Below are 17,649 nucleotides of genomic sequence, written 5' to 3'. Positions count from 1 at the left end.
GGCTAGGGGCGGCGGCGAAACGGCCAGTCGGTCGCGCCGCTCGCCCACAGCGCCCACCAGATGATCAGCGGCTGTGCGGCGAGGCGTGGGCCGTGATACCACCAGCTTAGTGTCTCGCCGCCGATCGCGACATTGGCGAGCGCGTGGTGGAAGTTCGCGGGCCAGACGCAGAGGGCATAGAGCGCAAGGCCCCAGCCGGCCGCCTTGCGCGTCGCCGGGATCATCAATCCGACCGCGCCCGCGATCTCGGCAATACCGGTCGCGGAGACGACCAATTCGGGCTGCGGCACCCACAGTGGCACGATCGCGAGGAAGGGCGCGGGCCGCGCCAGATGCGCCCAACCCGCATAGCCATAAGCGAGCGCGAGCAGCCAGCGCAGCGCGGTACGAACGGGGTCCTTCACCGCCCGATCGCGCCGAGCATCGCCTCTATGCTGGTGAATTTCTCGCGCGGGTTGCCGTCGAGCGCCGCCTTGACCTCGGCCTCCTCGATCCGGCGCCAGTCGCGGAAGGTGACGGGAGTGATGCCGCGGCTCGCAAGCAGCGCGTCGAGCCCCGCGCGCCCGGCCTTGCCCGCGCCGCGGCCGATATCCTCCAGCACCATCTCGCCGATGCGCGCACCGTCGGGCTTGTTCGTGCCGATCGTTCCCGAAGGCCCGCGCCGCGCCCAGCCGACCGCATAGAGGCCGGGCAGAATCCGCCCTTCGTCGCTCGCGAAGCGGCCGCGGCCATGTTCGTAGGGAACGCCGGGGATCGGCGGGGTCTGATAGCCGATGCAACTGATCACGAGACCGGCGTCGACGGCATAGGTTTCGCCGGTGCCATGGCTGCGGAGGTCGGCGTCGAGAACGGTCTTCTCGACGATGATGCGCTGGACTCGCCCGTCGCCCTCGATCGCCACTGGCATCGCGAAGAAGTCGAAATCGATCGTCACCGGCTTGGCGACCGGGTTGGCCGCGAACTGCCGAAGGTGCGTCACCGACTTGCGCATCCCGGGCTCGAGCATCGCGTCGTCGCCCTCGTCGGGAAGGTCGGCGGGGTCGACGCGCGGGCTCGCGCGCTCGAGATGGCCGAGTTCGCCAAGCTCCTTCGGCGTCATCGCGATCTGGTGCGGGCCGCGGCGGCCGAGGATCTGGATATGGCGCACCGCGCTCGCCGCCAACATATCGCGCGCGTGCGCGACGATGTCGCTGCCCGCGAACTCCCGGGGGGTCTTGGCGAGGATGCGCGCGACGTCGAGGGCGACATTGCCGTTGCCGATCACCGCCACACCCGGCGCGTCGAGCGGTGGATCGAGATCGGCGAAGTCGGGGTGGCCGTTGTACCAGCCGACGAAAGCCGCGCTGCCGATTACGCCGGGAAGGTCGGCGCCGGCTATGTCGAGCGGCCGGTCGTTCGGCGCGCCGGTCGCGAGCACCACGGCGTCGTAGAGGCCGACAAGCTCGTCGATCGTCACGTCGCTGCCGACCGAGACATGGCCGACGAAGCGGACATTGTCAGTCAGCGCGGTGCCCTCGTAGCGGCGCGACACCGCCTTGATCGATTGATGGTCGGGCGCGACGCCGGTGCGGATCAGGCCGTAGGGCACGGGCAGCCGGTCGATGACGTCGACCGCGATATCGTCGGCTTTCTGCAATGTTTCGGCGGTGTAATAGCCCGCCGGGCCCGACCCGACGATCGCGACATGACGCATCAACCCACTCCTTCGGGCATCCGCGCGGGCGCGCGGCCCCTCTTTTGTTATCGGGTGATGCTAGCGGCGAAATGCGTCAGGGCAAGCGCGCTTGTACGGGCCGCCGCTCCGGCCTTGACAGGCGGCCCCCGCAATCATATTGCGCGCCCCTCTTTGCCCCGTCGTCTAATGGTAAGACTACGGATTCTGATTCCGTCTATTGAGGTTCGAATCCTCACGGGGCATCCATTTTCTATCGCCGCGATCGCAAGGGCGGTGCGGAAACTCCCGAACATTGATGGCGCCCCGGCCGCTTGTTGCGCCACAAGGCCCCGCATTGGCACGCGCATGCTTTGCGTTCACCCCGCGGGGCGTGACGTTCGCCGTTGCCGGCATGCGTTGGGCTGCACCGCCACGCCGATCGGCGGCGATTCGCTCCAAGCGATGAACGGCCCGCGCTAGCGCCCCCCCTTGAAAGAAGAGGGGACGAAGATGATCGAGGCTACGCATGTTGTCGCGGAAACCGGCCCGACGGCGCCTGTGAAGGCGATCCTGATCGGCGGTCTGGTGGGCGGCGTTCTCGATCTGGGTTTCGCCTTCACCGCCTGGGCGCTGAGGGGCGTCGGCCCGGCCGATATATTGCGGAGCATCGCGTCGGGGCTGCTGGGCCCCGCGGCCCGGAGCGGCTTTGCGCCGGTGCCCTTGGGATTGGTGAGCCATTTCCTGCTCTCGTTCCTGTTTGCCGCGGCATTCGTCCTCATCGCCGCGCGGATCGCGCCGTTGGGGCGCCAATCGCCCTGGCTCGCCGGTCCGCTCTACGGCGTCGCCGTCTATTTCGTGATGAACCGCATCGTGCTCCCGCTCTCGAACTTCGCCGTTCCGGCTGGCGGGATGTCGCTCAGCTTTGCGGACCTCGCATCGCACATGTTCCTCTTCGGCCTGCCGATCGCGCTGGCAGCGCATCGTTGGGTGCGGGTCGTTTCATAATAACCGATAATAACAGGGAGTATCAATATGTTGGGCAAATTTCGACCGCGTCACTATCTGCTTTCGACGACATTGCTCGGGAGCGTCGCCTGCATTACGCCGGCCTATGCGCAGGACGCGACGGGGGGCGAGACGGCGATCGAGGATTCGGCGCCGATCGTCGTCACCGGATCGCGCATCCAGAACCCCAATCTCGAGCAATCGAGCCCCGTCCAGGTGGTGGGCTCGACCGAAATCGGGCTGCGCCAGGCGACCAATGCCGAGGAGCTGATCGGCGATCTGCCCGGCGTGTCGCCGGGCGCCAACAGCGCGGTCAACAACGGCGGCGCGGGCTTCGCTTCGCTCAACCTGCGCGGCGTCGGCACCAACCGCAATCTCGTGCTGCTCGACGGGACGCGGCTCGTACCGTCGTCGCTGCTCAGCGAGACCGACCTCAACATCATTCCCGTCGCGCTGATCGAGCGCGCCGAGATCGTGACCGGCGGCGCTTCGTCGGTCTATGGCGCCGACGCGATCGCCGGGGTCGCAAACTTCATCACCAAGCGCGACTTCGCCGGCGTCGAGCTCGCCAGCACGGTCGGCATCACCGAGCGCGGCGACGGCGCGCGCTATCGCTTCGACGTGACGGTTGGCGCCAATTTCGACGACGGCCGCGGCAATGCGGTGCTGAATGTCGGCTATCAGAAGGTCGAGCCGGTGCTGCAGGGCGGCCGCGCCGTTTCGCGCGACACCTATTTCCTCGACGGCAGCCTCGTCGGTTCGGGAACGACGACCCCGACGCGCATCAACAACCGCATCTACAACCCCGCCGATGGTGCGCTGCGCGACTATGTCGGGTCGCGCGACGCCTATAATTTCGCGCCCGCCAATTATTTCCAGACCCCGCTCGAGCGCTATAATCTGTTCGGGGCCGCCCAATATGAAGTCGCCGACGGCATCGAAGTCTATGCCAAGGGCATGTTCACCCGGTCGAAGGTGCAGCTCAGCCTCGCCTCGTCGGGGATGTTCGGCGACACATGGCAGCTGCCGCTCAACAACCCGTTCCTGCCCGATGCCGTGCGCTCGGAGGTTTGTGCGTCGAACGCGATCTCGGCCGCCGACTGCGCCGCCGCGGGCGCCGCGACCAGTCCGAACGATCCCGCGTACCGCGAGGTCGCGACGGTCATCAACCGCCGCTTCATCGAGGCCGGGCCGCGCATCCGCAACCTGACGACCAATCAGTTTCAGGTCTGGGCCGGCGTCCGCGGGTCGATCACCGATGCGATCGATTTCGACGTCTATGGTCTGCATGGCGAATCGGACCGCAAGAACAGCAATATCAACTGGGGACTGAAATCGCGCGTGCAGCAGGCGCTGCGCGCCAACAGCACGACCGAATGTGCCGATCCGTCGAACGGGTGCGTGCCGATCAACCTTTTCGGCGATGGCACCGACATCACGGACGAGGCGATCGCCTTTTTCAACCAGCCGGCCGGATCGACGGTGAGCACGCGCCTGTCGGTCGTCAGCGGCAGCATTTCGGGCGAGCTGGGCAATTTCCTGGCCGGGGAAACGCCGATCGGCTTCGCGCTGGGCGCCGAATATCGCAAATATGGCGCCGAGCAGGTGTCCGACGTCGCCTTCGGGACGCAGGACGAAGTGCTGGGCACCGGGGCGCCGTCGCCGTCCTTTGCGGGCACCTATGACGTCAAGGAAGTCTTCGGCGAGCTGATCGTGCCGATCGTCGAGGATGTACCCGGCATCTACAGCCTGACCGCCGAAGCGGGCATCCGCCTGTCGGACTATTCGAACACGGGCACGAGCACGACGTGGAAGGCCGGCGGCACCTGGGAGCCGTTCCGCGGGTACAAGATCCGCGGCATCTATCAGCATTCGGTGCGCTCGCCGAATATTTCGGAGCTCTTCACGCCGATCACCACGGGCCTCGCGAACCTTGCCGAGGATCCGTGCCAGGGCTCCAACCCGGTCGGCAACGCCGCGCTCACCGCGATCTGCATCGCGCAGGGCGCGCCCGCGGGTTCGATCGGGAATATTCCGGCACCTTCGTCGGGCCAGATCAACCAGACGGCGGGCGGCAATCCGGACCTCGACGTCGAGACCGCCGATTCCTATACGCTGGGACTGGTCGTGACGCCGCCGCAGGTGCCCGGGCTCGCGATCACCGCGGATTATTATCATATCAAGATCACCGACGCGATCACGCTGCCGACGCCCAACGACGTCTTCGGCCCCTGTTTCGACGAGGGCGATGCGGAGGCGTGCGCGCTGATCCGCCGCAACCCGCTCAACGGGTCGCTGAATGGCGGGGGGGATACGCCGGGGCAGATCGCGCTGCTCACCAATCAGGGCACGATAACGACATCGGGCGTCGATCTGCGGATCAACTATGGCTTGCCCACCGGTTTCGGGCGGCTCAACTTCGACCTTTCGGGCAACTGGACCGAGCAGTCGAAGTTCAAGGCCTCGCCGACCAGCATCAACCGCGAGTGCGTCGGCCAATATAGTTCGAACTGCGGTTTCTTCGCCGGCGAAATCACCCCCAAATACAGCTTCAACATGCGTGCGACGGCGCAGATCGACGATTTCGGGGACATCTCGCTGCTGTGGCGCTGGCTCGACGGTTCCGATTATGAGCGAATTCTGGACGCCGACGGGATCGAACCCGATTATCTGCATATCCCGAGCTATAGCTATTTCGACCTGACCTATCGCGCCAAGGTCGCCGACATCTTCACGCTCACGCTGGCGGTCCAGAACCTGCTTGACAAGGACCCGCCGCTCGTCAGCAACTATGTCGGCACCACGGCGCTCAACTCGGGGAACACCTATCCGACCACCTACGACGTGCTGGGACGGCGTTACAGCCTGACCGCGAGCATGCGCTTTTAAGGGTCGCGCTTCCGGCGCGGGGACCAGTCCCCCTCGGTGCCGGCCCGGTGTGCGGACGAAGGGTGGTGCCTTCGTCCGCGCATCACCTACGCTCTCACCCGCGCCTCTTCCGGCGCGGGTGAACGCACGATATCTGCGGCCGAACGTCGGTCGACAGCTTCCCGCCTTCCTGCGATAACCGCGCGATGAACCAGGTCGCGGCCTTTCCATCCACCGGCGTTTACGAAGTGGCTACGGCCGGCCGGCCGGGCAGCCTCGAACGCCAGCGGCGGCAAGCGATCCTGTGGCTTACCGGCGCCTTCTGGGGCGTGCACACGCTGGCGCTATGGATCGCCGATCTGCTCGACCACCACCCGCATCTCCTCCGCGCGACTGCGGTGCGGTTGATGCTCATGGCGATCGGCCTCGCGCTTTGCTTCGGCATCCACATGATATTGCAGAAGCTGAGCCGGCGGGCCTGGCGCCAAAAGGCGCCGATCGTCTTTTTCGCTTCGCTCGTCGCGGCCGAATTCTTCGCCTGGTGCACCTATTTCGCCCTGGTTTATGCGAAGGGAGAGCCGGTCCAACTCGCGATCGACGGCAGCGCTGTGATCCGCACCCTCGTTCCCTGGACCTGGTTTTTTCTGGCGTGGGTCGGGCTCTATCTGGCCGTTCAATATGGTTTCGAGGCGCGCGCGGAGGAACGGCGCTCGGCGCAGCTTCGCACGATGGCGCAAGCGGCCAAGCTGCAGGCGCTCCATTACCAGATCAATCCGCATTTCCTGTTCAACAGTTTCAACGCGGTATCGGCGCTGATCCTCGACGGGCGGGCCGACGACGCCAATGCGATGGTCGAGCGGCTCGCGGGCTTTTTCCGCGTCAACCTTGCCACCAATCCCGACGTCGACATTTCGCTGGCGGAGGAGGTCGCGCTGCAGGCGACCTATCTTGAAATCGAGCAGACGCGTTATCCCGATCTGGCAGTCCGCATCGACCTGCCGCCGGCGCTCGGGCGCGCGGCGGTGCCGGCTTTCCTGTTGCAGCCGCTGGTCGAGAACGCGGTCAAGCATGGCGCCGGAACGGTCGGCGCCGGCGACGCGTGGATTGCGATCTCGGCGCGGCAAGAACAGGGCCGGCTGGAGGTCGTGGTCGAAAACAGCTGTTCGTCGGCCTCCGGGCGCGCAGGGGTTTGCGGCACGCATACCGGCCTTCGCAATGTCCGCGACCGGCTCTCCAATCGCTTTGGCGCGGACGCGAAATTGTCGATCGAGCGGCTGCCCGCATCCCGCTTTCGCGCGACGCTCAAATTGCCGCTGGGATATGCCGAATGACGATGCGGGTGCTGACCGTCGACGATGAGCCGCTCGCGCTCCGGCGGCTCGAGTTGATCCTAGCGAAGCTGCCCGACGTGGAGCATGTCGGGTCGGCGAGCGGTTGCCGCGAGGCGATCGCGAAGATCGCCGAGCTGAAACCCGATACCGTACTGCTCGACATCAAGATGCGCGACGGAACGGGTTTCGACGTCCTCAGCCGGCTCCCCGAGGATGGCGTCCCGGGGGTGATTTTCACGACAGCGTTCGACCATTTCGCCGTTCGCGCCTTCGAAGCGCATGCCATCGATTATATCCTCAAGCCGATCGAAATTTCGCGGCTGCGTGCAGCGATCGACCGGTCGCGCGACCGGCTCGCGGCGGCCGATGCGCGCGAACAAATCGCCCAGATGCGCGCGGTGATCGACGATCTGCGCGCGGGATATCACGAGCAGGGGATACGGCAGCGCGACGACGAGCTGTGGCTGCGTGGGACCGCGGGTGCGCTGACCTGCATCCAGCGCGCCGATATCGACATGATCACCGCCGAGGACGACTATGTCCGGCTGCACACGGCGTCGGCATCCTATCTGCTGCGCGGGTCGATCAGGGCGGCGCAGGCCGACCTCGACCTTCCCGAAGAGGAGTTCGTCCGCGTGCATCGCCGCGCGCTGCTGCGGCGAAGCGCGATCGCAAGCGTGCGGCGCTCGGCCGGAAAGGGCGTGCGGGTGATCCTGCGAAACGGCACCGACGTCGGCGCGGGGCGAGTCTACGCCAAAAAATTGCTCCGCTCGCTTCCCGCGGTCGGCTGACCTTCCGTCAAAAGGCGGTTTCGCCCATCCGGCGCTACGAAAAAAATCGCGAATCTGCATCCATCTATGCGCGCCGCGCCGTCCAGTCGATGATCGGCGGCTGCGCCGGTCCGGGCGGCGGCTTCGCGCGGCGGCCGATCTGGCTCCCCGGTTCGGATCGTCCCCGCCTTGCCGGAGGCCGCCGCCTGTGGTTTCACCATGCCGAGCGGCATGAAGGAGAGAGAAGTTGGATCAGCTGATAACCGCTGCGGCAGCCGCCGTCCCCGCCGCACCCGCCGCGGTTCCGCCCGCCGCGGTCAGCGTGCCCCTCCCGGGCGCGCAGTCGATCAGTCCCGCCGACGTTGCGGCCTATATCGATCCGCGCGACGTCGCCTCGTTCCTGCCCCCGCCCGCACCGACCACCGAGCTTGTCGCGGTGAGTGACCGCTTCTTCGGCTGGCTTGAAAATATGACGATGGTCGCGCTGTTCGTTGTCGGCTTTTTCCTGCTCGCGCGATTGCTCCACGCGTGGATGCTCCACCGCTCGATCCGCCGCGCGCTCGATGCGAAATCGGATGCGGTCAGCCCGCTGATCGACAAGCTCAACAAGCCCTATGAGCATCTTGGCGGCCAGAGCCCCGACACGCCGGGCGACGACCGCAACGCGCTGGTGCTGCTCGCGATCGGCCTCGCGATGGCGGGTTTCGGGCTGATTCAGGGACATGAGCAATTGATCCGCACTTCGGCGGGCGCCGCGCTCTTTCCCATATTCGTCGGTATCGCCCTCCTCGTCCGCCGCCGCCTCGCGCGCGCGGCGGCTGCGGAGGAGCGCGCCGCTGCGTGATGGGGTACGCGCCGATGAGGATTGGGCTCTCAGCCAGCGTGTCGCGGGGGGCGATCGCGCCGCTTTTCAGCTCCTCGTGCTGCGGCACGAAGGGCGATTGCGCGCCTTCCTGTCCCGCGCCGCCGGGTGCGATGCCGACGATCTGGCGCAGGAAGCCTTCGTTCGCGCGTGGCAGCGCGCGGGCGAGTTTCGGGGGCAAGGAAGTTACGCGGCCTGGCTCATGGGAATCGGCTGGCGGCTGTTTCTCGACCAGCGGCGCACCGCGCGCCGGCGCGAGGGGCTGGCGGCGGGCGAGGAGGCAGCGAGCGCGACCGATCCGCGGCCCGCGAGCGATGCCGCGATCGATGCCGACCGCCTGCTCGCCGCGCTGTCGCCGCAGGAACGCGCCGCGCTTACGCTCTGTTTCGGCCATGGCTGGTCGCATGGCGAGGCGGCCGCGATCATGGGGGTGCCGCTCGGCACGCTCAAATCGCTGGCCTTGCGCGGCCGCGCCAAGGCGCAGAAGATGATGGGCGAAGGAGCGGACCGATGACCCAGCCGGCCGATCAGGCGATGGACACGCTGCTCGCCGCGCTGCTGGCGCCGCCCGAGCGGCCGGGCGACCGCGGCTTTGCGATCGGGGTCGAGCGCGCGATCGATGCGCGGGCGGCCTATGCGCACGCGCGGCGGCGCTTCTGGCGCAGCTTCGCGTTCGAGGCGCTCGCCGTGGCCGCGCTGCTCGCGGCGCTGTGGCTTTTGTCGTCGGCGCCGTCGCTCGCTCCGCTTGCCGGAGCCGCGCATTGGGGCCTCGCGCCGCCCTTATTGCTCATCCTGCTGCTGTGGTTCGGGACGCAGCGCTGGCGCCAGGCCTAGGGCACCGCGCGGCTAGCCGGCGGCCGCGTCCTCGCCCTCGAGCCCCTGATATTTGAGCTGGAGATAGCGTTCGCGCGTCGCGAGCTTGTCGAGCTCGCCGGCGGCGAGGCTGCGCGCGGCGTTGCCGATTTCGCCTTCGAGCATCTTGAGGCCGCCGACGAGCGTCTCGTCGGGGGTACGGCCGGCGTGGGCTTCCTTGCGGAGACCCGCGGGAATGCGCTGGTAGCCCGCGACGAGTTCGGGCAGATCCTCGCCGACCAGCTTGCGGATATTCGCCGCCGCCGGGCTCGATGCGTCGAGCGTCTGGAGCTGCGGCGCGAGCAGGTCGAGCTGGACGCCGATGCCGTCGACGAGCTGGCGCGCCGGCGCGGGCAGCATCGGCCGCTGCGCTTCGAGCCAGATTTCAGTGCGGCCCGCGAGCTGTTTGAGATCGGCCTTGGGCAAATCCTGCTGACGCGGCTCGGGAAAGGGCGGCCATTTGCCGAACAGTACCGCGACGCCGACGAGCAGCACGAACAGCGCGAGCAGCCCGACGAAGCCGAGCGGCTGGATCAGCGCGCCGAACACCGCAGCCCCGATCAGCACAATCCCGCCCGCGATGAGCATCCGGCCGAGCTTTTTGTAGAGATGCTGGCGGCGCAGCGCGACGCTCTTCGTCCCGATCGGCCGGCGGCGCTCGCGCGACCGTTCGATCGCCGATTCGGCCGAAAGCCGGATCTTGTCGACTTCGCTCATCGTCATCGTGCGCCTTAGCCTTCGAGCGCGGCGAGCGGGCTATCGGCGCCGCCGACGCTGGCCTGCGCCTGGCTCGCCCCCTCGGCGCGCGCGATATAGCCCTTCGACTTCGCGACCTCGCTTTCGAGCGTGCCCACCGTCGTCTTCATGCTGTCGAGCGCCTTCAGCTTGAAGGTGTCGATCGCGTCCATCGTGTCGTAGATATTCTGGAACGCGCGCTGGAGCGTTTCCATCGGGATCGTACTCGACGCCGCCTGCTCGTGGATACGTGCGGTATTGTCCTTCAGCATCTTCGACGTGCCGTCGATGATGTTCGCCGTGGTGGTGTTGAGCGCGGTGATCTGTTCGAGCACCAGCTTCTGGTTCGTCATCGCCTGTGCGACGGTGATCGCGGTCTTGAGCGCGCCGACGGTGGTCGTGCTCGCGCGGTCGACGCCCTTCACCAGCTCGACATTGTTCTTTTTGACGAGGTCGAGCGCGAGATAGCCCTGCACCGTCACCGCCATCTGGGTGAGCAGGTCCTGCGTCCGCTGGCGCGCGTAGAAAAGTGCGTTCTCGCGAAGGATTTTCGCCTTTGCCGGATCGACGCCGTCGAGTTCGTTGGCTTTCGCTTCGAGTTTCTCGTCGAGCGTCTGGGCGATGTGGACCATCTGCTCGAGCTTGCCCATCGATTCCCACATCTTGCGGCGTTCGACGTCGATCGCCGCATTATCCATCAAGAGCTCGTCCTTGCCGTTGGCGAGCGCGGTCAGGATGCCGCCGATATGCGTCTGCGCGCTCCGATATTGCGCGAAATAATTGTTGATCTTGCCGCCGAAAATCTTGTCGAGAAAACCGCGCTTCGAGATCAGCTTGCCGTTCGCCGACGGGTCGAGCCGCTCGACAGTGGTGCGCAGTTCGATGAGGTTCTGGCCGATGTCGGTGTCGCGGTCCATCGCGCGGATCGGGCGATCGAGGAAGCGGTTCGAATGGCTCGCCGCCTCCAGCATCTCCTTGCGGCCCATATTGGTGATCTGGTCGACCTTTTGCCCGAAGGCGGGCGAATTGACGTCCTGCGCGACGAGGTCGTCGATGAACCCGTCGACGCGCTCGCCGAGCTTCGATTTCTGTTCGGTCGACAGGGGGACGAGGCCCGCGGCCTTTTCGGGCGAAACCGACGGTACGGGGTCGGGCGGGGTCAGCTTCAGCTCGTCGGTTGCGGTCGCCGTCGCGGTCACTTCGCTCATTCGTCTTCCTTCCAGCCCCTTACCGTCCGCCTATATGGCACGCGGTCCTGTATTATTCAAGCACTACACCTATTCCGCCTTCAGAACTGGGGCGATCCACGCGGACAGGATCAGCTGCGCCATATGATAGACGAGGATCGGGACGAGCACCATGCCGGCGATGGCCGGCGGGAACAGCGTCGCCGCGAGCGGCGCGCCGACCGCGATGCTTTTCTGAGCCCCTGAAAAGAGCAGCGTGATGCGGTCCGGGTGCGCGAGCTTCAGCAGCCCGCCGAGCGCCCAGGCGCCACCGAAGGACAGCGCGAGCAGCGCAGCCACGGCGGCGAGCACGATCGCGATCTCGCGCGCGTCGAGCAGGCCCCAGATGCCGGCAACCACCGCCGCGGAAAAGGCGACATAGACGGCGATCGCGATCGCGGCGCGGTCCATGAAGGTCGCGAGGCCGCGGTGCGCAAGTACCCACGGGCGCAGCCAGCGCTGGACGAGCTGCCCGGCGACGAAGGGCAGGAGCAGGATCGAGACGATGCGGAGCACCGCTTGCCCATGTATTTCGCCCGCGCTTCCCGCGAGCAGCGCGAAAAGAAGGGGTGAAAGCGCGACGCCGCTGAGGTTGAGCAGCGCCGCGGCAACCACGCTCGCGGCGACATTGCCGCCGGCCAGGCTCGACGCCGCGGTGGCAGACTGGACGGTCGAGGGCAGGATGCCGAGGAAAAGGAAACCGAGCGCGAGCGTTGCGGGCAGGACGGAGGCGGTCGCCGCCTGCGCTGCTAGGCCGAGCAGCGCCATGCCGCCGAAGCAGAAGGCGAGCGCGCCTCCCTGCAATTTCCAGTTGCGGATGCCGTGGATCACTTCCTCGCGCGGCAGACGCACGCCGTTGAGGAAGAAGAGAAAGACGATCGCCGCGGTCGACAGCCCTCCCGCAATCGGCACCGCGGCGCCGCGCACCGGAAGCAGGCTGGCGAGCAGAATCGTCGCGAGCAGCACGGGGACGAAACGGTCGGGGAAGATGCGGGACAGCATTGGGATGAGCGATGGCGGTCTTGCGCAACGTTGGCAAGGCGAACGATCCTCCCTGCCGCGAAGCGGTGGGGAGGGGACCGCTCGCGAAGCGAGTGGTGGAGGGGCCGCGACGTCGCGCCCCAAGCCCCTCCGTCAGCGCTTCGCGCTGCCACCTCCCCATGGCTTCGCCACAGGGAGGATTGGATGTGGCGCGAACTCGGCTAAACAGCCGCATGGCCCATATCCTTACCCTCGCCGCTTTGCCCGAAGAGGCCGACGCGCTCTTTCCCGGCACCGGTGCGCGCGCGGCGGGACCGTTCGCCGAGCGGCGCATCGGCGTGGGCGGTCACGATCTTACTATCGCGACCTGTGGTCTCGGCAAGGTCAATGCTGCGCTTTGTGCCGGGGCGCTCGCGGGCGATGCCGATATGCTGCTGATGACCGGCACCTGCGGCTCGCTCGGCGCCGCGCCCGGCGCTTACTGGATCGCCGAGGCGCTGCAGCATGATTATGGCGCCAATCAGCCCGGCCTTTTTCGCCGGTACCGCGCCGGCGAATGGCCGATCGGCGAAGCGGGGGAAGCGCATTTCTCGGCGATGGCCGATCCGGGACTCGGCCTGCCGCATGCGCGGATCGCGAGCGGCGACAGCTTCGTCGCCTGCCCCCAAGCCGCGGCCGATTTGGCGGCGCTCGGCGCGACGCTCGTCGATATGGAGGTCGGCGCGGTCGCGCAGGTTGCGGCAAAGCTCGGGCTTCCGTGGGCCGCGATCAAAGCGGTGACCGATGACGCGAACGACGACAGCGCGGGCGATTTTCATGCCAATCTCGTCCGCGCGGCGTGCTCCGCGGCGGACGAGGTCGAGCGGCTGATCGCGATGATCTGAGCCGTTCCGCGCGGCCCCCGGCTGTGGTAAGCTTGTGCCACAACGACCGAGGGAGAGACTCGCGATGCGATACCGGTCTTCACTAGCCATGCTCGCCGCCTGTGCGGTCTTCGCTGCGCCGATCGCCTTCGCCGCGGGAAGCGGCGGGAGCGGGAGCAGCGCGCCGCCCAGCCAGAGCAGTTACGACCCCACGGTCGACTACAAGAAGGGCGCCGATGCCTTTGCCTCGGGCAAATATGCGGAAGCGGCGAAAGCGTTCAAAAAGGTCGTATCGGCGGTCCCGAAGAATCCGCAGGCCAATTATCTGCTCGGCGCGAGCTATATGGCTGAGGGCGAGTTTTCGCGCGCGGTGAAACCGCTCGAAGCCGCGGTGCGCTATGACGAAAAGATGGTCGACGCGCGGCGCGACCTCGGCATCGCGCACGCGAAGCTCGGCAAGGCCGACAAGGCCGACGCGCAATTGGGCGCGCTGAAGGCGATGCAGGAAGCCTGCGCGGGGGCGTGTGCCGATTCGGCGAAGCTGACCGATGCGATCGCCAAGCTCGAAGCGGCGATCGCATCGGGGCCGCAGGCGCAGAGCGCGGTCGAGCCCGAGGTGCGGCTGGCGTCGGCCGAAACGCTCGACGCGACTTATGTCGCCGCGGTCGGGCTGATCAACGAGCATCGCTACGAAGCGGCGATCGCCAAGCTCGACCAGGCGTTGTGGGCGGCGGGGCCGCATCCCGATGTGCTCACCTATCTCGGCTTCGCGAACCGCAAGCTCAAAAATTACGCCGCCGCCGAAAGCTATTATCGCGAGGCGCTCGCCATCGCGCCGGCGCATCGCGGCGCGCTCGAATATTATGGCGAGCTGAAGCTCGAACGCGGCGACGTCGCAGGGGCGAAGGCGCATCTTGCGAAGCTCGAGGCGATCTGCGGCTTCGGCTGCCACGAGGTCGACGAGCTTCGGCGCTGGATCGCCGCGGGGCGCGCATCCGCAAGCTGATCGCGCTCGCCGCGCTGCTCCTCGGCGCTGCCGCGGCGCCGGGCACCGCGCCGCCGGCCTTCGAGCAGTTGCGCTGGACCGCACCGGGGGCCGAGCTTGCCCTGCTGTCGGAACAGCCCGCGACCTGCATGGCGGGCGACGGGGATATGATCCGCGGCGGCCGGGCGCTGTTCGCGACGCCGACCTTGCTCGGCGGGCAGGCGGCGAAGGCGGGGCTCAGCTGCGCGAGCTGCCATATCAACGGGCGCGACAATCCGCATTTCCTGCTCGCGGGCGTCTCGGCGGGGCCGGGGACCGCCGATGTGACGAACAGCTTCTTCAGCGCGGCGCGCGGCAACGGCCGCTTCGATCCGGTCGCGATTCCCGATCTGGCGAAGGCGGGGAAGGTCTCGCGCGATCCCGGCACGCGCGCGCTCGAAACCTTCATCCGCAACCTGATCGTCGAGGAATTCGGCGGGCAGGAACCGACGCCCGCGATGCTCGATGCGCTCGCCGCCTATGTCCGCGCGATCCGGCCTTGCCGGGGCGAGCCGCGGGTCGCGCGGCGGCTGGACGATCAGCTGGCGGCGATTGCCGACGGCGCCGCGGTTGCGCTACTGATGATCGATCACGGCGACCGGCACGGGATGCAACTGGCAATCGCCTCGATGCGGCATCAGCTGGGGCTCGTCGCCGAGCGTTACGCGGGGCCGGGTTTCGCCCGCGACCGCACCGCTTTGCTCGCGGCGTCGCGTCAATTGCAGGCGATCGGCGAGATCCCCGACGCCCGCGACCTTCGGCTGGCCCTCGAACGGTGGAAGCGCGATTTCGACGCCGGGCTGGCGCGGCGCCTCCGCGGCGCCGAAGCGCGATCGCTTTACGACAGAAAGCGTCTCGACCGCGCGCTTCGCTAGTTCGGGCGCCGTCGGCAATCATGTTGCGCCGCAGCACCACTTCTGTTAGGGGCGCGGCGTTTCGCGGCGCTCCGGGCGCTGCCCCCTTCCATCAAGGCTCAAATCCGCATGTCTCTGCGCAATATCGCCATTATTGCCCACGTCGATCATGGCAAGACCACGCTCGTCGACCAGCTTTTCCGCCAGTCGGGTACCTTCCGCGATAACCAGCGCGTTGAGGAAAGGGCCATGGATTCCAATGACTTGGAGAAAGAGCGCGGGATCACGATTCTGGCGAAATGCACCAGCGTCGAGTGGGGCGAAGGCGCCGACGCGACGCGCATCAACATCGTCGACACGCCGGGCCACGCCGACTTCGGCGGTGAGGTCGAGCGTATCCTGTCGATGGTCGACGGCGTCATCCTGCTCGTCGACGCGGCCGAGGGCCCGATGCCGCAGACCAAGTTCGTCACCGGCAAGGCGCTCGCGCTGGGCCTGAAACCGATCGTCGTCGTCAACAAGATCGACCGCAGCGACGCGCGCGCCGCCGAAGTGCTCGACGAGGTGTTCGAACTGTTCCTGACGCTCGAAGCCAATGACGAACAGCTCGACTTCCCGATCCTCTACGCCTCGGGCCGCGGCGGCTTCGCCTCGGACAGCCCCGCCGCGCGCGAGGGCACGCTCGAGCCGCTGTTCGAGACCATCGTCCGCCATGTGCCCGAGCCGGGCCTGCCCGTCGATGCGCCCTTCACCTTCCTCGCGACCCTGCTCGACCGCGACAATTTCATCGGTCGCATCCTGACCGGCCGCGTCCAGTCGGGCACGGTCAAGGTCAACCAGCCGATCCACGCGCTCGACATGGACGGCAAGGTGATCGAGGCTGGCCGCGCATCGAAGCTGCTGGCATTCCGCGGGCTCGATCGCGTGCCGGTCGAGGAAGCGAAGGCGGGCGACATCGTCGCGATCGCGGGGCTGACCAACGCGACCGTCGCGAACACGATCGCCGACACCAGCGTCAGCGAACCGATCGCCGCGCAGCCGATCGACCCGCCGACGCTGTCGATGCGCTTTGCGGTCAACGACTCGCCCATGGCGGGCCGCGAGGGCAGCAAGGTCACGAGCCGCATGATCCGCGACCGCCTGCTGCGCGAAGCCGAAACCAATGTCGCGATCCGCATCACCGAAAGCGCCGACAAGGACAGCTTCGACGTCGCGGGCCGCGGCGAGCTCCAGCTCGGCGTGCTCATCGAAACGATGCGCCGCGAAGGCTTCGAACTCGGCATCAGCCGCCCCAAGGTTCTCTATGGCGAGGATGAGGACGGCAAGCGCACCGAACCCTATGAAACCGTCGTCATCGACGTCGACGACGAACATTCGGGCACGGTCGTCGAGAAGATGCAGATCCGCAAGGCCGACCTCACCGACATGCGCCCGTCGGGCGGCGGCAAGACGCGCATCACCTTCAGCGGCCCGTCGCGCGGCCTGATCGGCTATCACGGCGAATTCCTGTCGGACACGCGCGGCACCGGCATCATGAACCGCCTGTTCGAGAAATATGGCCCCTACAAGGGCGTGATCGAGGGCCGCAAGAACGGCGTCCTGATCTCGAACGGCAATGGCGAAGCCGTCGCTTACGCGCTCGGCCCGCTCGAAGAGCGCGGCATCCTCTTCGTCTCGCCCGGCGAGGCGCTGTACGAGGGCATGATCATCGGCGAGAATGCCAAGCCCGACGACCTCGAGGTCAACCCGATGAAGTCGAAGCAGCTCACGAACTTCCGTTCGACGGGCAAGGACGACGCGATCCGCCTGACCCCGCCGAAGCGCATGACGCTCGAACAGGCGATCGCCTATATCGACGACGACGAGATGGTCGAGGTGACCCCGAAGAATATCCGCATCCGCAAGGCGATCCTCGACCCGCACGAGCGGAAGAAGGCGTCGCGCAAGAAGGAAGCGGCGTAACGCCGGCGGCGAATCCCGATCGTCGCCCCCGCGAAGGCGGGGGCCGCTCGAGGTTTACGCAGCAGCGAAGAACAAGGCCGATGACGGCCCCCGCCTGCGCGGGGGCGACGTGCTTGAAACTTCGCGGCCGGGAGCGCATCAAGATGCCGCGCCAGCGGCGGGGAGTCGTCCGCCGCTTCGGTCCGATGCACGCCTGTCCTCCGCATCGGTTGGCGCGTCTTCACCCCGTGGGAGCCTGAGTGTTGGCCCGGCTGATCCTGTTCAACAAGCCCTGGGGCGTGCTGTCGCAATTCACTGATCGCGGGACGCCCGAGGCGCGCGCAACGCTGTCCGACTATATCGACATCCCCGGCGTCTATCCCGCCGGGCGGCTCGACCGGGACAGCGAGGGCCTGCTGATCCTGACCGACGACGGCGCGCTGCAGGCGCGGATTTCGTCGCCGAAGCACAAGATGCCCAAAACCTATCTCGCGCAGGTCGAGGGCGAGCCCGACGACGCCGCGCTGGCGGCGCTGCGTCGCGGCGTCACGCTGAACGACGGCCCGACGCGCCCCGCGACCGTCCGCCGCATCGGCCCGCCGAAGCTGTGGGACCGCGACCCCCCGGTCCGCTACCGCAAGAGCGTGCCCGATTCATGGATCGAACTGACGATCACCGAAGGC

General features: G+C 67.2%; 17 protein-coding genes and 1 tRNA gene. 13 read left to right on the top strand and 5 right to left on the bottom strand.

Going from position 1 to position 17,649, the window contains the following annotated elements:
* Window positions 1-2: 2 nt before the first annotated feature.
* Together FG95_RS12420 and FG95_RS12415 are read right to left on the bottom strand one after the other, a co-directional pair.
* Window positions 3-404, bottom strand: coding sequence for a DoxX family protein (locus tag FG95_RS12420; protein ID WP_200880195.1), 402 nt, complete (start codon window positions 402-404; stop codon window positions 3-5).
* The gene (locus FG95_RS12415) at window positions 401-1,693 is read right to left on the bottom strand and encodes an FAD-dependent oxidoreductase (RefSeq protein ID WP_037556283.1); all 1,293 of its coding nucleotides are present in this window, start codon (window positions 1,691-1,693) and stop codon (window positions 401-403) included. The genes FG95_RS12420 and FG95_RS12415 overlap by 4 nt, the downstream gene beginning before the upstream one ends.
* A gap of 154 nt (window positions 1,694-1,847) precedes the next feature.
* On the opposite strand from FG95_RS12415, the gene FG95_RS12410 reads away from it, so the two are divergent.
* From FG95_RS12410 to FG95_RS12375, 8 genes are all read left to right on the top strand, one after another.
* Window positions 1,848-1,921: transfer RNA gene (locus tag FG95_RS12410), tRNA-Gln, on the top strand.
* A 243-nt stretch (window positions 1,922-2,164) separates the two neighbouring features.
* The gene (locus tag FG95_RS12405; RefSeq protein ID WP_152567641.1) at window positions 2,165-2,659 is read left to right on the top strand and encodes a hypothetical protein; all 495 of its coding nucleotides are present in this window, start codon (window positions 2,165-2,167) and stop codon (window positions 2,657-2,659) included.
* Window positions 2,660-2,686: 27 nt separating this feature from the next.
* Window positions 2,687-5,548 (top strand): TonB-dependent receptor domain-containing protein, encoded by a 2,862-nt coding sequence (locus FG95_RS12400; RefSeq protein WP_052182335.1) that lies wholly within the window; start codon window positions 2,687-2,689, stop codon window positions 5,546-5,548.
* Window positions 5,549-5,733: 185 nt separating this feature from the next.
* Complete coding sequence (locus FG95_RS19925; protein WP_052182334.1) at window positions 5,734-6,858, top strand: sensor histidine kinase; 1,125 nt, start codon at window positions 5,734-5,736, stop codon at window positions 6,856-6,858.
* Window positions 6,855-7,649, top strand: a complete 795-nt coding sequence (locus FG95_RS12390; protein ID WP_037556282.1) for a LytR/AlgR family response regulator transcription factor — start codon at window positions 6,855-6,857, stop codon at window positions 7,647-7,649. Before FG95_RS19925 ends, FG95_RS12390 begins: the two co-directional genes overlap by 4 nt.
* A 226-nt stretch (window positions 7,650-7,875) precedes the next feature.
* The gene (locus FG95_RS12385) at window positions 7,876-8,472 is read left to right on the top strand and encodes a hypothetical protein (RefSeq protein ID WP_037556281.1); all 597 of its coding nucleotides are present in this window, start codon (window positions 7,876-7,878) and stop codon (window positions 8,470-8,472) included.
* Window positions 8,447-9,004, top strand: coding sequence for an RNA polymerase sigma factor (locus tag FG95_RS12380; protein ID WP_081933134.1), 558 nt, complete (start codon window positions 8,447-8,449; stop codon window positions 9,002-9,004). Before FG95_RS12385 ends, FG95_RS12380 begins: the two co-directional genes overlap by 26 nt.
* Window positions 9,001-9,324, top strand: coding sequence for a hypothetical protein (locus FG95_RS12375; RefSeq protein WP_037556279.1), 324 nt, complete (start codon window positions 9,001-9,003; stop codon window positions 9,322-9,324). Before FG95_RS12380 ends, FG95_RS12375 begins: the two co-directional genes overlap by 4 nt.
* A 12-nt stretch (window positions 9,325-9,336) precedes the next feature.
* On the opposite strand, the gene FG95_RS12370 is transcribed toward FG95_RS12375, so the two are convergent.
* The 3 genes from FG95_RS12370 to FG95_RS12360 all read right to left on the bottom strand — a co-directional run bounded on the left by FG95_RS12370 (window position 9,337) and on the right by FG95_RS12360 (window position 12,305).
* On the bottom strand, window positions 9,337-10,065 hold the full coding sequence (locus FG95_RS12370; protein WP_037556278.1) for a hypothetical protein: 729 nt from the start codon (window positions 10,063-10,065) through the stop codon (window positions 9,337-9,339).
* 8 nt (window positions 10,066-10,073) lie between these two features.
* Window positions 10,074-11,285: a toxic anion resistance protein gene (locus FG95_RS12365; protein ID WP_037556277.1), complete on the bottom strand. Its 1,212-nt coding sequence runs from the start codon at window positions 11,283-11,285 to the stop codon at window positions 10,074-10,076.
* 69 nt (window positions 11,286-11,354) lie between these two features.
* The gene (locus tag FG95_RS12360) at window positions 11,355-12,305 is read right to left on the bottom strand and encodes a bile acid:sodium symporter family protein (protein ID WP_052182332.1); all 951 of its coding nucleotides are present in this window, start codon (window positions 12,303-12,305) and stop codon (window positions 11,355-11,357) included.
* Between the two features lie 212 nt (window positions 12,306-12,517).
* Between FG95_RS12360 and FG95_RS12355 the strand changes: the two genes are divergently transcribed.
* The 5 genes from FG95_RS12355 to FG95_RS12335 form a co-directional block, all read left to right on the top strand.
* Complete coding sequence (locus FG95_RS12355) at window positions 12,518-13,168, top strand: 5'-methylthioadenosine/S-adenosylhomocysteine nucleosidase family protein (protein ID WP_037556276.1); 651 nt, start codon at window positions 12,518-12,520, stop codon at window positions 13,166-13,168.
* A gap of 64 nt (window positions 13,169-13,232) precedes the next feature.
* The gene (locus FG95_RS19920) at window positions 13,233-14,153 is read left to right on the top strand and encodes a tetratricopeptide repeat protein (protein ID WP_081933133.1); all 921 of its coding nucleotides are present in this window, start codon (window positions 13,233-13,235) and stop codon (window positions 14,151-14,153) included.
* 68 nt (window positions 14,154-14,221) lie between these two features.
* Window positions 14,222-15,046, top strand: a complete 825-nt coding sequence (locus FG95_RS12345) for a hypothetical protein (RefSeq protein WP_037556275.1) — start codon at window positions 14,222-14,224, stop codon at window positions 15,044-15,046.
* Between the two features lie 108 nt (window positions 15,047-15,154).
* Window positions 15,155-16,987 (top strand): translational GTPase TypA, encoded by a 1,833-nt coding sequence (gene typA / locus FG95_RS12340; protein ID WP_037556274.1) that lies wholly within the window; start codon window positions 15,155-15,157, stop codon window positions 16,985-16,987.
* A gap of 242 nt (window positions 16,988-17,229) precedes the next feature.
* Window positions 17,230-17,649: pseudouridine synthase (locus tag FG95_RS12335; RefSeq protein WP_037556273.1), on the top strand; the 420-nt coding region annotated here is incomplete at its 3' end.

It is taken from the genome of Sphingopyxis sp. LC363 (assembly GCF_000756385.1).
Taxonomy (GTDB): Bacteria; Pseudomonadota; Alphaproteobacteria; order Sphingomonadales; family Sphingomonadaceae; genus Sphingopyxis.
This window is presented reverse-complemented; position numbering and strand designations above follow the sequence as displayed.

Excerpts from the sequence above, each read along its gene's own strand:
- FG95_RS12415 (WP_037556283.1), bottom strand. The coding sequence starts at position 1,693 with ATGCGTCATGTCGCGATCGTCGGGTCGGGCCCGGCGGGCTATTACACC.
- FG95_RS12405 (WP_152567641.1), top strand. The coding sequence starts at position 2,165 with ATGATCGAGGCTACGCATGTTGTCGCGGAAACCGGCCCGACGGCGCCT.
- FG95_RS12400 (WP_052182335.1), top strand. The coding sequence starts at position 2,687 with ATGTTGGGCAAATTTCGACCGCGTCACTATCTGCTTTCGACGACATTG.
- FG95_RS19925 (WP_052182334.1), top strand. The coding sequence starts at position 5,734 with ATGAACCAGGTCGCGGCCTTTCCATCCACCGGCGTTTACGAAGTGGCT.
- FG95_RS12390 (WP_037556282.1), top strand. The coding sequence starts at position 6,855 with ATGACGATGCGGGTGCTGACCGTCGACGATGAGCCGCTCGCGCTCCGG.
- FG95_RS12375 (WP_037556279.1), top strand. The coding sequence starts at position 9,001 with ATGACCCAGCCGGCCGATCAGGCGATGGACACGCTGCTCGCCGCGCTG.
- FG95_RS12370 (WP_037556278.1), bottom strand. The coding sequence starts at position 10,065 with ATGACGATGAGCGAAGTCGACAAGATCCGGCTTTCGGCCGAATCGGCG.
- FG95_RS12365 (WP_037556277.1), bottom strand. The coding sequence starts at position 11,285 with ATGAGCGAAGTGACCGCGACGGCGACCGCAACCGACGAGCTGAAGCTG.
- FG95_RS12360 (WP_052182332.1), bottom strand. The coding sequence starts at position 12,305 with ATGCTGTCCCGCATCTTCCCCGACCGTTTCGTCCCCGTGCTGCTCGCG.
- FG95_RS12355 (WP_037556276.1), top strand. The coding sequence starts at position 12,518 with ATGGCCCATATCCTTACCCTCGCCGCTTTGCCCGAAGAGGCCGACGCG.
- FG95_RS19920 (WP_081933133.1), top strand. The coding sequence starts at position 13,233 with ATGCGATACCGGTCTTCACTAGCCATGCTCGCCGCCTGTGCGGTCTTC.
- typA (WP_037556274.1), top strand. The coding sequence starts at position 15,155 with ATGTCTCTGCGCAATATCGCCATTATTGCCCACGTCGATCATGGCAAG.